The following is an 18367-nucleotide window of genomic DNA, read 5'->3' as shown; positions in this document are numbered from 1 at the left end:
TCATGTTTATCATAGCTGATAATGCTGAATAAAAAGCGGCTGAAACTTAAACAAAATCTAAACAAATACTGTATATGCATTTCCTTCATCAGCGAAGTTTACGCATTTCTCCATCAATCATAAACACCCGGTCACCTTCATTGATATCCAGTTCATATAACCTGGCATCTTTTTCCCGAACGACCATTTCTTCCCCTGTATAATTACTCCTGAGAAGGACTTTATCCTTCACTTCCATCCCGTCCGGACGACCCTCACATCCGAAATCAGGCTCATCGATACGTAAAACATTGAATGTTTCCAGCATATATGTCTCCCCTTTTATTACCAAAGAAAATATCAGATTTTTGTGTATACGTTACTCTTTTTCTCCTTCATTCGCATCCTCCATCGTGATGCATTCCTGCATCTGTGTGTCTGTATAATACAGACGCAGAACAGCCTGTGGCCAGTTGACATTGACAACTGCTGTCTTATTTTTCTCTTCACCCGCTCTGCGAATCAGACCAAGAAGCTCATTCAGTACTTCTCTTGTCAGATATCCGCCTCTCCAGTGAAATGTCAGTGTTTTTCCTTTTTTGGCTGCCTGAAGTGAACGCTTATACACATCTTCCGTTTTTGTAAAAGACAGTTTCTTTTCTTTATAATAAAAATGTTCGTGATCCATGCAATGCGGTGCCGCTGCGATCAGCGGTTCGTGATCTTTGAAAATCTGCCTGTCATCCAGATTAAAGTAATCATAACGGATATCTTCGGCTTTATCGCTCTTTCCAAGTGTATTATCAAAGGTTGCATCCAAATGATAATATATACCACCAATCCGGACAATGTTCCAGGTATGACGGTATTTGATTCCTTTTTCCGGATTGTTTCCACAAATTGCAATCACACACCAGACTCCCAATGCATCCAGAAGCACTTTCACTGCCTTGGCAATGCCTTCGCAGACACCCACACCCTGTCCCAGAGGACCGATGATCTCATGGGAATATGCCTTCTTAAGCTTGTCATAATGTACATTCTGACAGATAAAGTCATGTACATATTTCTCTTTTTCCCACTCAGAAAAGCACTGTGCCGGCCGTACCAGCTTCTCAACTCTGGATTTCATCGCCTTCTGATGCTCTTTTATTTTGCCTTTATCAAACAGATATTCCGGGATAAATATGATATTCGGTGAATCCTTATAATATCGATATTTGTATCCCGTTGCCCAGAAAATTTCCGGATGATCCAGCCGGAGCTGAAAGAAAACATTATATAAATCTTCCCCCTCCAGTGCCGGAATCTGAAATTCATCCGCCAGACTGCTGATACCCTGAAGGATACCATGGTAAGCAGCCTGCTTCTGTTTGTTCATATGGTTGTAATAATACTGCTCCATTGTACTTCTCCTGGAATTATTTCATGGAATACTGCATCATTTCGTAATGTAAGATACAGCCCTCGTAGATTTCCATTGGAAGAAGAGCCCTCGCAACCAGCTTCAGTTCCTCCTCCGGGCGATCGATTCTCTGCAGATGTGCATAATCTCCATCAATCTGTTTCACTTCATAATCACATTCTAACATCGCAATTTTCCTTTCTCGTAATCTTGATTTTGTTATTGATTTTACATTCTTAATTTCTTTCTGAATTCCCGCAGTGTATCCTTCTTCTGAAAAATAAACATTCCTGCTAAAGTCAGGAAGCTGATACCCGTGCAGAGCACCGATGGCAAAGTGTAGTGTACGATTCCCGTCCAGATCAGGACCGCCGGAATGCACCCAATCATAGCCGCCTGGAGCAGATAATACAGATATTCTTCTGGTTCCAGATGGCTGACTCCTGCAATTACGGGGACTGAACCGAGAACTGCCAGTGTTCCGAATGGAAAAACAAAATCGATTGACCAGCCTTTCCAGTCCGTAAAGTGATCCCACAAAATGCACAGAACTGTTATCAGCAAAAGCTGCCAGGTCAGGTTTTTCAGGATATTCCTTCTCTTAAAATATGCCACATTGACAACCAGCCATGCACAGGCACATCCTGCTGCCGCGAACCAGAACCAGTTCAGTGTTTCCAGCATAAGGTAATTGATCATACCGCAAATCACTGCCACCGCAAGGCACAGAAATGTAAATGTCTGCAAGATCTTAATTTCTTCTTTTTTCTTCTGCTCCCCACATCCCGGGAAGTCATTTTTCTCTTCTTTATATGGAATCTCTTTTTCACGAAGCATCCGCATAAAGTTTTTCTGAATGCTGTCATCTGGTATCTTTGACGTAAATCCAAGCACCATCTGATCCTCATAAGAGCAGGAACAAAGCTGCAGGGAATTCGTACTCGCAAAGATTCCAAACCGATCAATATACGCTTTATATTCCTCTGGAAATCTCAATATTCCAATATTGGAATACACCACAGTAATACTTCTGCTTCCAAGATTTGCACCCGCCATCATGAAGTACTTCTTGATTTCCAGTGGGACTGCACGCACGATCGGATTCTTTTCAATACGGACATAACCGTTCATGTCCATGGCAATCTTTTCTTTGGACAGCTTGTCCTGAAACTGTTTCTTTACATCTTCAAGAACATTTTCAAATGTTGTTTTATCTGAAAAAGTATAACCAACTTCGATCCATCCGAAGAAATTTCCCATAGACTGTGATGGAAAATAATTCCGCAGATTGACCGGAATCATCAATGCAATCGGCTTCTTCTGACGGTTCTTCGGAATCTCCTCATGTATTGAGCAGAGCAGCATTGCCGTGAGAAATACGGTAATGGATACACCATAAGAACGTGCTTTTTCCAGTGTTTCTTTTACCGGAATCACGACCTCTGTAATCTGCATATCTGCATGCAGTAATTTCTCTCCTTTCAGCTTTACAGCTGTCGGTTTTTTCTCTCTGTTTTTTGGAATATCAGAAGAATAATACTGCGAAAAACTGTCCTCTTCCTGTGCTCCGGGAGTCGTCTCTTCTATGTGTTCAACACGCGGCAGATTCGCCTCCGGATGTGACAGGATCAGGTAATTCTGTACCAGTTCACTTAAGAAATTCATTGCTCCGGTACCGTCAGTCAGGGCATGATAAACCTCAAAATTAATGCGGTTTTTGTGGTAGCTTACCTGAAACAGAAGACTCTTCTTATCTGGAATATACAGACTGCTGCACGGTGGTCTTTTTTCCTGTTTTACGACCGCCCGAATATCTCTTCTTTCCAGGTAAAACCAGAACAATCCTTTTCTTAAAACAGCCTGGAATAACGGATATTTTTCCATTGTCTGATCCAGTGCCTGCTGCAGGATTTTGCTGTTAACCGCTTCTCTGAGCTGGCAGTAAAAACGAAATACTCTGGTATCATTCTTGTCTGTAACAAGTGGAAAAGCCAGTGCCGCGTTATCTAATTTTCTCCATTTTGAATATCCTGTTTCCACGTTTTATCCGCTTCTTTCTTCAAAAACTTATTCATGATCTCAAAGCTTTCCTGCACATGAAGGAACCGGATCCCCAGTGCAAAGTAGCCATGAAGTGCTTCAGGAATCCTGTGTACTTCCACATAATTACCCGCTTCTTCCAGCCGTTTTCCGTATGCTTCTCCTTCGTCCCGCAGAGGATCAAACTCTGCTGTCAGAATCAGTGTATCTGGCATATGGGAAAGGTCTTTTTCAAGAATCGGCGCGAAATACGGGTTCTGCCTGTCATCCGGACTGCTCTCATACAATTTGAGATAATCTTCCATTTTGACTGCTGTGAGGAGGTATCCTTCACCGTTTTCCTGCACGGATTTATAGGGAGATTCTTCTGTATAACAGTTATTTAATGCAGGGTAGATCAGAATCTGTTTCTTCGGTGTAAAATCACCGGTATTTCTGGCTTTCAGGCACACCGCTGCTGCAAGATTTCCGCCGGCACTGTCTCCAATGATCGTGATTCTGTCCGGATCTGCCGGAAGGATCAGATGCCCTGTGTAAAGTGCTTTCGCCGCCGCATAACAGTCCTCCAGAGGAACCGGGAAATGGTATTCCGGTGCAAGTCGATACTCTACAGACATTACGATATGCCCTGTAGACTGCGCCATCCTGCTACACACACGGTCATAATTTTCCACACTTTCTGTCACCCAGCCGCCACCATGAAAGAAGAGCAGAACCGGATATTTTTCTCCATCCACAGGCTCCCCGCTCATGGCTTCCTCACTCGGAAAATACAGCCGTACAGGTACTTCATAAGCGCCATTATACACTTTTGTATCCAGTTTCTTCACAAATATACGCATCGCATCCAGCTTCTTAATATCCGCCAGCCGCCGCGACGCCTCCACCTCTATATTTCCATAGGATAATGCGTGCAGGATTGTCTGCATTGTCTTTGAAATCAAATATATTCTCCATTCTTTCTGTTATAGTTCATACATGATATTTTCTTTCCTAATGAGGAACAAAAATTTTCATATTTTTTCATATAATATCCGCCCTTCCTTTTCTATTGATTCTCGTAGTTCATCCTGCATTTCAGCATCGAGATTTACAATATCATATTCCAGCAATGTACTTGTTTCTTCGTCTACATCCAAAGCAAATCTGTTAAAATCTCCACCACTTACCGCCAGATCAATGTCACTGGTTCTTCTAAAATCTCCCCGTGCACGCGATCCAAATAAAAGTACTTTTTTTACCTGATATATTTCCGCAAAATGTCTTATTTCTGATATAACTTTTGGGTTAATTCCTGTATTCTCCATCTTCCAATCCCCATTCAGCACTCTTTGATAGTATTTATTATATTATCTATTCTACTCTTTCGCAATTTGATTTTTGTTTTCTGTTTTGGAGTCAAAGAAAACCTGCCAGCGGTGTTTTTCGCACCACTGACAGGTTTCTGTATTTTATATTGGATCTCAGTCCAGATCTTCTCCATTGGAGGCGATCACTTTCTTATACCAGTAAAAGGATTTTTTTGGAGTTCTTTTGAGTGTTCCGTTACCCTGGTCGTCTTTGTCTACATAGATGAAACCATAGCGTTTCTTCATCTCTCCTGTGGAGGCACTTACCAGGTCGATACAGCCCCAGGAAGTGTAACCGAGAAGATCTACACCATCTTCCTCAATCGCGGCTTTCATTGCCTTGATATGTTCTCGTAGATATGCGATACGATAATCATCTTCGACATAGCCATTCTCATCCGGTTCATCCACTGCACCCAGACCGTTCTCTACAATAAAAAGCGGTTTCTGATATCTGTCGTAAAGTGCATTCAATGTACAGCGAAGTCCCAGCGGATCGATCTGCCATCCCCATTCGCTGGCTTTCAGATATGGATTTTTTACTGTGGCAAAAACATTTCCGTCTGTTTTTTCAATGTTTTCGTCTGCACTTGTGCATCTGGAAGAATAGTAGGAGAAAGATACAAAATCTACGGTATTCTCCTTCAGGATCTTCTCATCTTCCGGTGTCATATCCAGCACGATTCCTTCTCTCTCAAAAAATTTTTTCGCATACGCCGGATATTCCCCTCTCGCCTGAACGTCAATGAAGAAATAATTTTCCCGGTCTTTCTGCATGGATTTCCAGACATCCTCCGGGTTACAGCTATAAGGATAAGTCATTCCTGCTGCCAGCATACATCCGACTTTGTTTTCTGGATCAATCTCATGCGCGATCTTTGTCGCCTCCGCAGAAGCAACCAGTTCATGATGTGTTGCCAGATATTTGGAAAGAGTTTCATTTTCGCCTTCCTCAAACACCAGACCTGCTCCCATAAATGGAAGGTGAAGAATCATATTGATCTCGTTAAAAGTCAGCCAGTACTTTACAAGTCCCTTATATCTGGTGAAAAGTACCGTCACCAGCTTTTTGTAAAAATCAATCAGTTTACGGTTTTTCCAGCCACCATACTTCTTAATGAGATGAATCGGACAGTCAAAATGTGTAATCGTAACCAGCGGTTCAATGCCATATTTACGGCATTCTTTAAAAATCTCTTCATAGAAACGAAGGCCTTCCTCATTCGGCTCTTCCTCATCCCCGTTTGGAAAAATCCTCGTCCATGCGATGGACATCCTGTATGTCTTGAATCCCATTTCTCCAAACATTGCAATATCTTCACGGAAATGATGATACATATCAATAGATTCCATTGCCGGATAATAATGTTTGCTGTCCGGCTCCAGCATTTTTAATTTACCAAGGCATACCGGAAAACGGTCTTTTCCTGCCGGGCACACATCTACATTCGCAAGCCCTCTTCCGCCCTCATTATATGCACCTTCGCACTGATTTGCGGCCGTTGCGCCGCCCCATAAAAAGTTCTCTGGAAAACTCATCTTCCTGCCTCCAAATCTGAATTCTGACTGTATTTTTTCAAAGTTACCGGTCCTTCGATTCCAAATGGTTCGATCATAAGATAATGGCTGATCGGCTCTCGAAGTGCTGTTCCAAGACAATTTGTTACTTCAATTTTTATCTGATTTTCTCCCTGTACAAGAAGATCTTTCAGATCAAAGCGATATGGTTTGCAAAGCCGTACTCCTGCCGAAATTCCATTGACAAACACCTCTGCTGTCTCAAATACGTCACCCAGATCAAGTTCTGCATAAACCGCTTCCTGAAGCTTCATACTTCCCTCAAATCGCAGTGTTCCTGCCTTCTTTTCCCATCTGGAAATCTCCTGCACACAGCAGAGTGTATCTGCCGGAACGTTCTCCTCAAACTCTGAATAAGAAAGACTGTCTGCAAAACTTACCATCCATTTTTCCGGCAGATCCAGTACATCTTCAGATACTTTATATAAAGGTTCTGCTTCTACATTTTTCGCACCTGTGATAAGGATCACGGATTCATACGGTGCAAGACTGAGCCTGCACTTTCCATCACCCAGCATGTCCACGGCATAAGTTTTTCCGGAAAAAGCATCATATCTTGCAATTGTTCCACCACAGGTTACGGTCACTTCTGTTGTGATCGTCCTGCCGATATTTTCATTGAAGATCATAAAATAGTTCTGACCATTTTTCTGATATTCCCCAACTACCAGATCAGGCTGCTCCTCGGAGAACAGCACTTTTTTGCTGTCCATAAACGTAGTTCCAAGTGCTTTTAAAGAAATTACTTCCGCATGTTCAAGCACAAAATCAAATTTTTCCTGATCTTTATTCACGCCTGTCATTCCCTCTGGAAGCTTATCCAGGAAGTATACTTTCACATGATTTTGAAGCATTTTTTCCAGTACAGGAACTGTATCTGCCGGAAGATTTTTTGCATATGGGATCACCAGAGTTCTCATCTGACAGCCATTGATCTCATAAAATCCTTCCCCGATACCAGCTTCCAGAAGCCAGTCTCTTGTCACAAGATCAAACGGAATCTGATGCGTTGTCAGCTCACGGGCAGGTTTTTCCACAGGCATATATGCCCCGCTCCATTCCAGTTCTGCCGGATAAAACAGCCCTGTTTCCGATGGATAAACACCGTCACGGAAGATCTCAGCGACACGGTTTACATAATCGCTGAACACTTTGAAATAACGGAACTGCGGGTTATGACCATGCGCATAAAAATGCGGCGGGCAGTCAAAATCAGGAAATTTTTTCGGATCAAAAGCATGTGGAACCAGATAATTAATGCCACGCACCAGAAGGTGATCTGCAATCCACTTCATCGTCTTAAGACCTTCATTCCATCCATATGCGCCAAACGCTTCACACATCGCACGTCCCTTTTTGCGAGGGTCAAGATGTGCTGCTGAAGAAGCCAGTTTTGCAAGTGCATAGTGATAAAATTCACCGTTGCTGCCACCTGTATTAAATGCATCATGATGATAATTCATGCCCGGAACAATCTGTCCACCGATCACATCGATACCTGCAAAATCCATATCTGCCTGTCCACGGAAATAGTGTCCTGTTCCATATCCCAGACGTGCATGTGCGCCATTGTCCTCGATCGTATGGCCCAGATACCAGACACCATGTGCATGACACCAGTCAGCCAGGACCTTTGTAAAGTTTTTGCTGTACAGCTCTGTAACAACATCCATATACTGGAATCTGATGTCTTTTTCCACCCCTTCCGCATCTGTCCAGAGCAGCGGAAGATATTTTTCATCAAATCCAAGTTCTTTCTCCAGACCCTCTCTCCACGGAAGCACCATGTCCGGTCTGCCGATATATCCGTCTGTTCCTTTCATGTTTCCAAAACGCGGCTCATCGGAGAAAAATCCCTGAATTGTTTTTCCAAACTCATCTTTGAAATGCTGATAATGAGGTTCATAAACTTCTTCGATCAGAACTTCTGTTGCTTCTTTAATAAGAGGATTCAGATAATCTTTTGTTGCTTCTTCGCCGCCTTTGCTGGTTGTATACACCACAAAAATGCTCCAGGCTCCCTCTGGCACATCCAATGTCAAAAGGCGTGTATCCATGTTGATTTGCGCAGTAATATCCACCAGTCTCTCAGCATCGATCGGATCTCCGTCCACATTTTCCTGTGTAACTCTCGGTGCAAAAAGAACTTTGAGAATCTTCTGATCCGGATCCGGCCTGTCCCACGGTCTGCCTTTGAGAAGTGAAAAATCAATTCTGGCACGTTTCAGCGGACCCTGCACATCATAACGGCGCATATCAAGATAGCGTTTCAGATACTGCGGATAATCTTCTTTCACTCTTCCATTTGCGTACCCTGTCGGAAAATGAGAATCGTCCAGAATCCACAGCTTCATATCCAGTTCTTTTGCTTTCTCTATGATAAAAGAAACATCTCTCCACCAGCCATCTCCCACAAAATCAGGATGCGGGCGTGCTTCCAGGCAGGCTCCTTTCATACCTGATCCGGCAATCTTTTCCATATATTCTTCAAGTACGCTGTGGTCTTCTCCATGAAGCCAGAAAAATGGGTAAAGATAATTGTTCATCAGAATCCTCCGTTATACTTAATCTACTTTTAATAATCTGTCATTTACTTTCACATTACGTGAAAGGATTTTTACTTCTTTATAATCATCACTGTTTGTCACAAGAACTGCTGTGACCGGACTGAATCCTGCCTTGCGGATCTTATCGATATCAAACTCGAGTAGTTTTTCTCCGGTCTTTACTTTCTGTCCTTCTTTTGCAAGCATATGGAAACCTTCACCGTTCATCTTAACGGTATCTACGCCTACATGGATCAGCAGTTCCATTCCATCTTCTGAAACAAGGCCTACTGCATGTCCGGTATCCATGACAGAAACTACTTCTCCGTCAAAAGGAGCTGTGACAACACCTTCTGCCGGTTCAATACCTGCACCGTCTCCCATTGCTCCAGAAGCAAACGTTTCATCCGGGATGTCCGTTTTGTCAATTACTTTTCCAGCAACCGGCGCACAAACGGTATGTGCTTCTTTTGCTGTGATTGCTTCTGCTGGTCTGTTTTTCGGCTGTGCAACTGGTTCTGCTGCAACTGGTTTTTCTCCTGCATCTGCCATAATAAAGGAAAGCACTGCTGAAATCACAAATGCAAGTGCCGCACATGCGATAAATCCATAAAAACTTACGTCAAGGCCATCCGGATTGATCATTGCAGGAATACGGAATAATCCGTCACCTGCAAATGCATACATTCTTGCGCCAAGCGCGCCAAGAATTCCACCACTGATACCACCACCGATCCATGCACATACAAATAATTTGAAGTTTGGTACGGCTACAGAATAAATTGCCGGCTCAGTCACGCCACAAAGTGCAGATGCCAGACTACCGAAACCAATACTTCTTTTCTCAGGATCTTTGTTTTTCAGAGCATAGCCAAGAGTTACACCTGCAAGAGCCCATACGGTAAGTCCCATAACTGCATTTACCGGATCACTTCCCATTGTAAAAAAGTTATTCATCAAAATCGGAATAAACGCTGCATGAAGTCCAAGCAGTACCATTAACTGCCAGAACGCACCAACCAGCACACCACCAATCATCGGACTTGCATTAAATACGCCAAAAACAATATTAGAAAGCCAACCGGAAACAGTATTCATAATCGGTCCGATCACCAGCCAGCTTAACGGCACTGTGATTGCAAGCACGAATGTCGGTACCAGCATCATCTGAAGCATAGTCGGAATAAATTTCTTCGCCAGTTTTTCCAACTTTGATGCAACGAAACCGGCAAGTACGATTGGTAAAAATGTATTGGAATATGTCGCCACTGCAACCGGAATCTTGAGGAAGGAAATTCCACCTTCAGCTGCCACTGCTGTAACCAGATTCGGATACAAAAATGCTGCACCGATCACAGCCGTTACATATGGATTACAGTCAAACACTTTTCCGCAGCTAAATCCCACAATGATCGGCATAAAGTACATGATCGCATCACCTGCGGCATACAGGACAAGATATGTTCCATCTGTATTACTCAAAATACCAAACGTAACGAGAATTACAAGAAGCCCTTTGATAATACCACCGGCAATCATTGGCCCAAGCATTGGCATGATACATCCGGAAATCGTTTTGAAAAAACGGTTCCAGAGGCTGTCATTCTTGATGAGTTTGAGGTCTTCTTTGTTAATGCCTCCATCTGAAATTCCAGCCACTTTTTTTACATCCTTGATCACTTCATTTACATGCGTGCCAATAATAACCTGATATTGCCCTCCCTGGTTCATCGCACCTCGAACACCTTTGATAGCGGTCACTTTTTCTTTGTCTGGAATCGTATCATCTTTCAGAACGAATCGAAGACGGGTCATACAGTTTGTAACATTGACGATATTTTCTTTACCGCCCACAGCCGCTACAACTTGCTCTGCCAACTGTGTATAATCTGCTTTTGCCATGTTTCTTCCCTCTCTTTTTTATTTGATGAGGTAATTATAGTCAGTTTTTCTTTTATATAAAATAACGGTTTCATCAACATTCATTGACCAAATCCACACAATCTGATATAGTTTCTGCAACAACATTTCAAGGAGTGATTCCATGAATATCAATTCCCTGCACCACTATCTTACCCAATTATCAGACAGTGAAAAGCGTTATCAGTCCGGTCACTGCTTCTCCGGATGGGATACCCTTCCCAAAGTAACTATCCACGGACGCAAAGTTTACCGCATGTTCCCTGATAAGCTGCTACTCGGTTCCATGCATGGTGAAAATCCTGTCTCTCCAGATATTTTTGATATCCCTGTTGGCTTTCAGGATATTTCCATAAAAAGAAATTCCCGGTTTAATCCAGTCCCGGAACATGTCCATTCCCACATTGAGATAAACTATGTATATTCCGGCAAATGTCCACAGCATATTGACGGAAAACCGGTAATACTTAAGAAAGATCAGGTGCTTCTGATCGATACTGACTGCCCGCATTCCATTGAATCTCTCGACAAAAACGATATTATGATCAGTATCCTGATACACAAAAGCTTTCTCAGAGATCATATGTTTTCGCAATTGTCCAAAGACAGTATATTATCACGCTTTTTTATCAACGCGATCAATGAACAGACAAGCCACGACCATTACCTGCTATTTCATTCCGAGAATGACCGACGGATTCCACTGTTTTTTTCAGAACTTTTCTGTGAGTTTCTGGATCCTTCCGTAAACACAAACGATATCATCTTTCATTTATTTTACCTTATCATTGCAGAGCTTATCAATATTTACGAAAATGATCTGACCAAGGACAGTGATTCTACCGGGCTGATGCCTGTTGTTTCCATGATCCGCTATATTCAGAATAATTTTCGGACCTGTACGCAGGAAAATGTCGCCGAATTTTTTCATATCAGCCCAAACTATGTTTCTATTCTTCTGAAGAAATATACCGGCTACACATATATTCAGCTTATACAGGAACAGAAACTCCAATTCGCCGCCACAATGCTGCGAACAACCACTTTATCAGTCACTGCCATTGCAAATGAATCAGGATATGAAAATATCAGTTTCTTCTATAAAAAATTTCAGGAAAAATATCATTGTTCGCCAAATGACTACCGAACACGACGATAATTTTTACTTTCAAAGAAAAAAATGCTGATGGATTTTGTTCGTCCATCAGCATTTCTGAATTATTAATTTCATTTATATCAGCATCGTCATATAAATCGGTATATACATAATTTCATCTTTATATTTCAAATCCTTCGTATAAATAATATAACGCTCCTGCATCTTCATCTGATATTTTTTCGTCAGGTAGTCAAATGATTTGTGTGACGTGTATCCCGAAGATTTCACTTCAATCGGACAGATTTTTTTCTTTTTGACAGTCATAAAATCTATTTCATATTTCTTTTCCCTGGCAGAATCTTCCGGAGTATATAAGTACTCATGAAAATACAGTTCATGACCGGATGCCCTAAGCATCTGTGCAACCATATTTTCAATAATCATACCCTGATTGATACCGAGATTATCTATAATCAATGCTTTATATAAGTCTTCGTCAGTCTCATCTCTGCTCTTCATAATCTGTGTTACCAGAAGCCCTGTATCCCCCATATACAGTTTGAAATTACTACGGTCCGCAAACAGTTCAAGTGCCACTTCCGGTTTCGTTACATTAATACACTCATTCCCCATCATAGACTCTGATACAAAGCTTACCGCATCTACATAATTCTGATATCTTGCATTTTTATCAATCAAAGAAAATTTAAAATGCGAATTTTTATTTTCCAACTGTTCTGGAATCGTTCGAAAAACTACCGATGCTTTTTCCCGATTATCCTGATCATATTTTGCCAAATCCTCTTCATAAAGACTCAGTATATTCCTTTTTATAAAATCAATCTGTGCAAAAGTTTTTCCCTCAACAAACGCACTGACAGCCTGCGGCATTCCCCCTATGACCATATATGTCCGAAACTTTTTCATTATCTTTCTGTGAATAGAATCCCCCAGTGGCTTTCGCTTTTCATAAGAGTTTTTAATTGCAGCAAATGTAACAGTATCACCCAGTGCCCACAGATATTCTTCAAAATCCATTGGATACATTTTTATCCGGTATTCTTCTGATGGAATAAGGATATTCTGAATATTTTTACGTATCGAAATCAATGATCCGGTTTCAATGTAATCATACCGTCCATCTGCCACCAGGTATTTAATCGCCTGTCTTGCCTGTGGAAACAACTGAACTTCATCAAAAATCAGGACACAATTTTTCCCTTTCAGATCCCGTCCCTTTAAGAGAAATAAATTACGGAAAAAGCTATCCATATCGTCCATATCATCTATGAAAAGATTCTGCACATCCCTGTTTTCTCTTGCAAAATCCAAAATCATATAATCATCATATTCATTTTTTGCAAATTCTTCAACTATCGTGCTCTTTCCAATACGCCGGGCTCCCTCCAGTAAAACTGCTGACGTTCCTGCCGCTAATTCTTTCCACTGCAAAAGCTTTGCATATGCTTTCCTGCGAAAAACCATTCAAACTCCTCCATAAATATATTTTTACATAGATTTCAAACCCTTGATATTTCATCCTCTAATAATATTATATCACGAAATCACAAAATGTATAACCAGCTTTTTCACGAAATCGCGAAATGTTTTTCTATGATTTTTCACGAAAATGCAAAATGTTTTCTTATAGTTTTTCACGAAATCGCAAAATGTTTTCTTATAGTTTTTCACGAAATCGCAAAATGTTCTGTTCCTGGAGTCAAAAAACCTGCCAGCGGTGTTTTTCACACCACTGACAGGTTTCTTTTATACTGAATTCGCTTAAAAATATCTTATTTCTTTCCACCAAACAGGAATCCCATATAACATACAAATGTATATACTACCAGAATAACTGCAATCACTGTTTCGACCAGAACCACATACTTCAAAAACGGCAGTGGTTTTCCCATGTTAGCCGCACATGCCATTGTCTGTTTTGATGCAATAGCACTGATCACAAAAGGGAAGGTGAATGCCGCATAACTTGGATAAAATGGCATTTTCAGATATCCCACTGCTTTAACCAGTGCAAATATGTAAATAACAGTCGCAACGACCAGCATTGCAAGGATAAGTCCATATGACTTCGGTGTAACAGACTGTATATAGCCGGCAATACAGAGACTGGTAGGTGCTGCATAAATGCAGATCAGTGGTTTTGCAGGATCCGGCACTTCTTTGAATGTTACATAGCGATATGTTACCAGAATCAGAAGCAATACCAGTGTAACAAAGCCAAACCAGAATGCTACGGTTCCGATTAATGTTTTTTCATATGCCGGTGCAGTAACAGAAGCTACGACGATGCCTACATATACAATGAAATAACTTGCAAAAACCTTCGGCATCTGCAATTTTGTGATAAATTTCACCGTAAAATACACAATCAATACCACATGCAGGGCAATCGCAAAAAGCCAGATGTAATATGCTCCTTTTCCGATAAATGGCTTTACATAAGTGCTCAGCAGCATCAGTGCCATTGGAAATGTGCCTGCAACGCTTGCCATGATCGGATTTTTCATGTCTTCTTTTATCATCTGAGGAAACATGATCAGTTTCAACAGCACAAGCACCAGAAGAAACGCAGCAAAAATTCCGCATACGTAGCGAATTCCTTCTGAATAACTCTGAAGCAGATTCCCCAGTGCTGCCAGTCCAAGCATGACTCCACACAGTGGTACAGGTACTTTTTTTATCGTATCTTTCATAACTCTTTGTCCTTTCCGTCTTCAACCAGAAAACGCTGTCGTTCTCTTAGATGTCTGCAATTTTACGTCTTTCAGCTGGTTCATCAATTTCATCAAGATTTTTGATTCCCAGCTCACGACAGACGATCTGTGCAACTTTCCATGCACACAAACCAGTAAAATAAATACACTGTTCTTTGTGCTCGCCCTGTCCCATATTAAACTCTTTCGTCAGAACACGACAGCAGATTGCATTTTTTCCATTGGCTTTTTTGAACCAGTCATGAAGTTCATGTGTCAGTTCCATACATTTAATACTCTTCGGATCTGTCGGACCATTCTGCTCTGTTCTCCCAAAGAACATTCCCAGTGCAAGGATTCCCCCATTAAATGCACCACAGGCACAGCCGGATTTCCCTGCTCCTACTGCCATACCAGATGCCATTGCAATTACTTCTACCGGAACATCAAGCTTAAATTCCTCGCGAATCGCACTCATAAGTGCTTCACAACAATAATAACCACCTTTAAACTTTTTCTCGGCAGCTCTCTGGATTGCTCTTGGACTTGCTTCCGTTACTCCAATGTTCATAAAATAAAACCTCCTTAATATTTTTTTGAACCGCTTAATAATTTTATTATACTTGTTCTGAGGTTTTATTTGAAATTCATATGCTCTATAAATAAGCAGAATTTATTTAGTTTTTCTATAAATCACTTGCAAAAAGTTTTATAAATATTGGTATACTCTCATAAAAAATGCTGATGGATTTTGTTTGTCCATCAGCATTTCTGAATAATTTTATTATTTAGTCATGACGTTCATCGTTGTTATAACATTCACAGAACCTTGCTGCAAAAGCAGGTGGCTCATTATGAGCATATAAATGGGAAATATCCCCGTAAGAATTCATTCGGAAGCTTGCGATTCCTTCACGGCGTTCTTCCGATGTCAGTGTGGTTACAGAACTTGGTGCAGCACACATATTATGCCAGAGTACCATCGGTGAAATACTCAGCAGGTGGCTGAGAAGTACACAGCCAAGTCCGAAATGACAGAAGAAAACGAGAGTATCGTTATTTGCTTTCTCTGCCCTGTAATAATGCCCCTCACGAACATAACCATGTTCTGCGAGAACTTTGTCAAATTCTCCGGTCACTCTGTCATAATGATATTTCATATCTGCTTCCTGCATCCGTTCGTTTTCAAACCAGTGATCATACTGGTAAAAACGCTCGTCCATAGTCCAGTCCTGCGGCAGCCAGTCCCAGGCGCAGATCTTACGGTCTGTCACATCCGGTCGATTGATCAGTATATCAAATTCTCTCAGCCAGTCACATTCCGTCGCTGTCCGGTTCATTTTCTTAAGTGTACAGGATGCGGTGTCTTTTGCGCGTCCCATTGTCGAAACATAAAAATCTTTAATTTCAAGTTTTGAAAGTTTTTCAGAAAGAAATTCCGCTTCTTTCCAGCCTTTTTCAGTCAGTGAATCTATTGAATAATCCGGATCCCCATGTCGCACGATCAATAATTTCATCTTCTGTCCCAGCCCTTTCTATACATCTAAAACCTATATCTTAATTACTTACAAACTCTGAAAGTTACTTATTTCTTCCACAGCACTTTTTGTATTTTTTACCACTTCCACACGGGCACGGATCATTCGGGTAAACTTTTTTCTTCGGCTGCATATCTACTATATTATTAGATGGAACATTTCCCATCGGAACAAAAGACTGCATTGCCGGTGCTACCGGAACCACTTCCTGCTCATTTGCACGACTGACTTCATTTGGTGTATATCCGCGGAAATCAAGCATTCTTGTGTTGTTGTTCACTTCCATCATGATTGGTGCAAAACGTTCCATCTGACGATCGGAATCAAACACGATGTCTCGTTTATTGAATTCCTCCATGATATCAGAAAGCATTCCATCCATAGAAAACTCTTTGTACACAATATAAAGAAGTTCTTCAATTTTTTCTTCTTCAAGATGAAGCTCATCTCTCAGGAAAGAAGACAGTTTTCTGTAGGAAACATTCTGGGAAGGATATCCATGTTTGGCATAATCCAGAACTTCATCTACCGTTGGAATATAGAAATCTCTGTCTCCCTGAAATTCTTCAATTCTTTCATAAAGGTTATCCTGCAATACAGCTTTCCAGATCAGTTTATCTTCTTTTATAATGCACATGTCATCTTTTTCAGCAAGTTCATGCAGAATATCCAGAAATTCTTCATAGCTTATTCTGAAACCATCACGTCTGCGATACATACGATATACAATCTTAAGCGGTGCAATCGCATAAATCAGTCCCATCATGCTCTGGCAGGAACGCATCCAGCTGAGCTTGCGGCATTTTTCCTGCAACTCAGGAGTATTGATCTGCTCGTAAACAGAAATCACTTCCCGTGGAACTTCTGCATGATTATCGCTGTACGCTACAATGTACCCCTTATTACTGAACCATTCCAGCTCTTTCCAGTCTTTATGGGTAGCCGGAAAACATTTTCTCTCAGTTGCACGATCAAACGCTTCAATTTCCCACTCATCTGCCTGAAGGAAAATCGCCTTCATAACTTCCGGATCCAAAACTCTGGCAGCAATGCCAGCAGCCAACGCTTCCTTATCAAGACCTTCATAATCAATTCCCAGTTCCTTCGCACTTTCAATAAGATCTTCCTTATTATATGAGTTCAGATAATCTTTTACTTTTGGATCCCTGCTGAAGGAAACTTCCTGCTCACCTGATGCAATCGTTTTTTCCAGTTCTGCAATTTTCTTTGCAACTACATCGGCAATTCCTATATCACTGTATTTTTTTTCCAGTTCTGCATTCTTTGTCTGCATCTCTACAGTCCAAAAAGAATCTTCTGCTCCTTTTGTTTCCTTGAGAATTACCGGGCTGTCTGTTTTTTCATCATCTGTTACTTTCTTTTCGATATCTGTACGATATTCCGGAAGATCCTCTCCCTTTACTCTGAAAGTAAACCATGCCTCTGTATCCAGAAGTTCGGAAGTTTCTCTTCCTCTTGCTTCCAGATATTCATAGCTGCCTTTTGCAGGTTCTGTAGTCTGTGCATCCAGATTCTGAAGTCTGAGTTTTTTCTGGAAAAATTCAAACTCATATTTCTCTGTACCTGTATATTCCAGAATGTCTTCCAACATTGCAGCAAGTTTTGCAAAATCTGTATCTGCCGGTACCAGGCAGCGTCTCCATACCGGAGGTTTTGTTCCTTTTCTTGTAATTTTTAACTGATAAAATTCCATGTGTTCACCCTTTATATGCTTGTGTATATAGTATCTATAACAAAGCGGACAAGTCCACTTCAAATACTTCAAATTTCTGTAAAACATAAAAGCCGGAACAGATTTTGTCCGCTCCGGCTTCATTATCGTATCTTCAAAACCACATACATGTTGACAATCAACTGAATCTTTAACCACGCGTTCGCTCGATCGCGGTCACCTCATGACTTCGTCATTCAGTGTCATTTGCTCTCAAATGTCCAATCCAGTCTGTAAACATCCCTACATGAGTGAACTCATTTCAGTCTGTTTCCATCCTGTCTTGACCGCTTTCTCGCTTTTTGGTCAAGCCCTCACCCTATTAGTAGCAGTCAGCTCCATGTGTTGCCACACTTCCACCCCTGCCCTATCGACCTCGTCGTCTTCAAGGGGGTTTACTCCTTTCGGATGGGATATCTCATCTTGAGGGGGGCTTCACGCTTAGATGCCTTCAGCGTTTATCCCTT

Annotated in this window: 15 protein-coding genes and 1 rRNA gene; 1 reads left to right on the top strand and 15 read right to left on the bottom strand. The window is 41.4% G+C overall.

The features are described from left to right. Positions 1-88: 88 nt before the first annotated feature. The 9 genes from KQI91_RS05235 to KQI91_RS05195 form a co-directional block, all read right to left on the bottom strand. The gene (locus KQI91_RS05235) at positions 89-307 is read right to left on the bottom strand and encodes a hypothetical protein (RefSeq protein WP_216391812.1); all 219 of its coding nucleotides are present in this window, start codon (positions 305-307) and stop codon (positions 89-91) included. Between the two features lie 51 nt (positions 308-358). Next, positions 359-1384 (bottom strand): transglutaminase domain-containing protein, encoded by a 1026-nt coding sequence (locus tag KQI91_RS05230; RefSeq protein WP_216391811.1) that lies wholly within the window; start codon positions 1382-1384, stop codon positions 359-361. A 16-nt stretch (positions 1385-1400) separates the two neighbouring features. Further along, positions 1401-1571, bottom strand: a complete 171-nt coding sequence (locus tag KQI91_RS05225; RefSeq protein ID WP_015540605.1) for a hypothetical protein — start codon at positions 1569-1571, stop codon at positions 1401-1403. 41 nt (positions 1572-1612) lie between these two features. Then, positions 1613-3424: a DUF6320 domain-containing protein gene (locus KQI91_RS05220; protein WP_216391810.1), complete on the bottom strand. Its 1812-nt coding sequence runs from the start codon at positions 3422-3424 to the stop codon at positions 1613-1615. Further along, the gene (locus tag KQI91_RS05215) at positions 3391-4353 is read right to left on the bottom strand and encodes an alpha/beta hydrolase (RefSeq protein ID WP_216391835.1); all 963 of its coding nucleotides are present in this window, start codon (positions 4351-4353) and stop codon (positions 3391-3393) included. Before KQI91_RS05215 ends, KQI91_RS05220 begins: the two co-directional genes overlap by 34 nt. Before the next feature lie 84 nt (positions 4354-4437). Continuing rightward, on the bottom strand, positions 4438-4731 hold the full coding sequence (locus tag KQI91_RS05210; protein WP_216391809.1) for a nucleotidyltransferase family protein: 294 nt from the start codon (positions 4729-4731) through the stop codon (positions 4438-4440). Between the two features lie 156 nt (positions 4732-4887). After that, on the bottom strand, positions 4888-6312 hold the full coding sequence (locus KQI91_RS05205) for a 6-phospho-beta-glucosidase (protein WP_216391808.1): 1425 nt from the start codon (positions 6310-6312) through the stop codon (positions 4888-4890). After that, complete coding sequence (locus KQI91_RS05200; protein ID WP_216391807.1) at positions 6309-8897, bottom strand: glycosyl hydrolase; 2589 nt, start codon at positions 8895-8897, stop codon at positions 6309-6311. Before KQI91_RS05200 ends, KQI91_RS05205 begins: the two co-directional genes overlap by 4 nt. Positions 8898-8915: 18 nt before the next feature. Further along, a complete protein-coding gene (locus tag KQI91_RS05195) occupies positions 8916-10799 on the bottom strand; it encodes a beta-glucoside-specific PTS transporter subunit IIABC (RefSeq protein ID WP_216391806.1) in 1884 nt (627 codons plus the stop codon). Between the two features lie 142 nt (positions 10800-10941). On the opposite strand from KQI91_RS05195, the gene KQI91_RS05190 reads away from it, so the two are divergent. Beyond that, complete coding sequence (locus tag KQI91_RS05190; RefSeq protein ID WP_216391805.1) at positions 10942-11976, top strand: AraC family transcriptional regulator; 1035 nt, start codon at positions 10942-10944, stop codon at positions 11974-11976. A gap of 72 nt (positions 11977-12048) precedes the next feature. Here KQI91_RS05190 and KQI91_RS05185 read toward each other — a convergent pair whose 3' ends face one another. The 6 genes from KQI91_RS05185 to KQI91_RS05160 form a co-directional block, all read right to left on the bottom strand. After that, positions 12049-13401: an ATP-binding protein gene (locus KQI91_RS05185; RefSeq protein ID WP_216391804.1), complete on the bottom strand. Its 1353-nt coding sequence runs from the start codon at positions 13399-13401 to the stop codon at positions 12049-12051. 308 nt (positions 13402-13709) lie between these two features. Further along, positions 13710-14630 carry a TDT family transporter gene (locus tag KQI91_RS05180; RefSeq protein WP_216391803.1) on the bottom strand — a complete coding sequence of 307 codons (921 nt, stop codon included), beginning with the start codon at positions 14628-14630 and terminating at the stop codon, positions 13710-13712. 46 nt (positions 14631-14676) lie between these two features. Next, positions 14677-15201, bottom strand: coding sequence for a C-GCAxxG-C-C family protein (locus KQI91_RS05175; protein ID WP_216391802.1), 525 nt, complete (start codon positions 15199-15201; stop codon positions 14677-14679). 217 nt (positions 15202-15418) lie between these two features. Continuing rightward, positions 15419-16147: a histidine phosphatase family protein gene (locus KQI91_RS05170; protein WP_216391801.1), complete on the bottom strand. Its 729-nt coding sequence runs from the start codon at positions 16145-16147 to the stop codon at positions 15419-15421. 64 nt (positions 16148-16211) lie between these two features. After that, the gene (locus KQI91_RS05165) at positions 16212-17882 is read right to left on the bottom strand and encodes an IS1096 element passenger TnpR family protein (protein ID WP_253288368.1); all 1671 of its coding nucleotides are present in this window, start codon (positions 17880-17882) and stop codon (positions 16212-16214) included. A gap of 320 nt (positions 17883-18202) precedes the next feature. Further along, a 23S ribosomal RNA gene (locus KQI91_RS05160) occupies positions 18203-18367 on the bottom strand; the annotation flags it as partial.

Source organism: Blautia sp. MSJ-19 (genome assembly GCF_018918125.1).
Taxonomy (GTDB): Bacteria; Bacillota; Clostridia; order Lachnospirales; family Lachnospiraceae; genus Blautia_A.
Note: the sequence above shows the minus strand (reverse complement) of the source record. Positions and strands in the feature narration are given on the sequence as shown.

Coding starts and splice junctions, on each gene's coding strand:
- KQI91_RS05235 (WP_216391812.1), bottom strand. CDS start 307: ATGCTGGAAACATTCAATGTTTTACGTATCGATGAGCCTGATTTCGGA.
- KQI91_RS05230 (WP_216391811.1), bottom strand. CDS start 1,384: ATGGAGCAGTATTATTACAACCATATGAACAAACAGAAGCAGGCTGCT.
- KQI91_RS05225 (WP_015540605.1), bottom strand. CDS start 1,571: ATGTTAGAATGTGATTATGAAGTGAAACAGATTGATGGAGATTATGCA.
- KQI91_RS05215 (WP_216391835.1), bottom strand. CDS start 4,353: ATGCAGACAATCCTGCACGCATTATCCTATGGAAATATAGAGGTGGAG.
- KQI91_RS05210 (WP_216391809.1), bottom strand. CDS start 4,731: ATGGAGAATACAGGAATTAACCCAAAAGTTATATCAGAAATAAGACAT.
- KQI91_RS05205 (WP_216391808.1), bottom strand. CDS start 6,312: ATGAGTTTTCCAGAGAACTTTTTATGGGGCGGCGCAACGGCCGCAAAT.
- KQI91_RS05200 (WP_216391807.1), bottom strand. CDS start 8,897: ATGAACAATTATCTTTACCCATTTTTCTGGCTTCATGGAGAAGACCAC.
- KQI91_RS05195 (WP_216391806.1), bottom strand. CDS start 10,799: ATGGCAAAAGCAGATTATACACAGTTGGCAGAGCAAGTTGTAGCGGCT.
- KQI91_RS05190 (WP_216391805.1), top strand. CDS start 10,942: ATGAATATCAATTCCCTGCACCACTATCTTACCCAATTATCAGACAGT.
- KQI91_RS05185 (WP_216391804.1), bottom strand. CDS start 13,401: ATGGTTTTTCGCAGGAAAGCATATGCAAAGCTTTTGCAGTGGAAAGAA.
- KQI91_RS05180 (WP_216391803.1), bottom strand. CDS start 14,630: ATGAAAGATACGATAAAAAAAGTACCTGTACCACTGTGTGGAGTCATG.
- KQI91_RS05175 (WP_216391802.1), bottom strand. CDS start 15,201: ATGAACATTGGAGTAACGGAAGCAAGTCCAAGAGCAATCCAGAGAGCT.
- KQI91_RS05170 (WP_216391801.1), bottom strand. CDS start 16,147: ATGAAATTATTGATCGTGCGACATGGGGATCCGGATTATTCAATAGAT.
- KQI91_RS05165 (WP_253288368.1), bottom strand. CDS start 17,882: ATGGAATTTTATCAGTTAAAAATTACAAGAAAAGGAACAAAACCTCCG.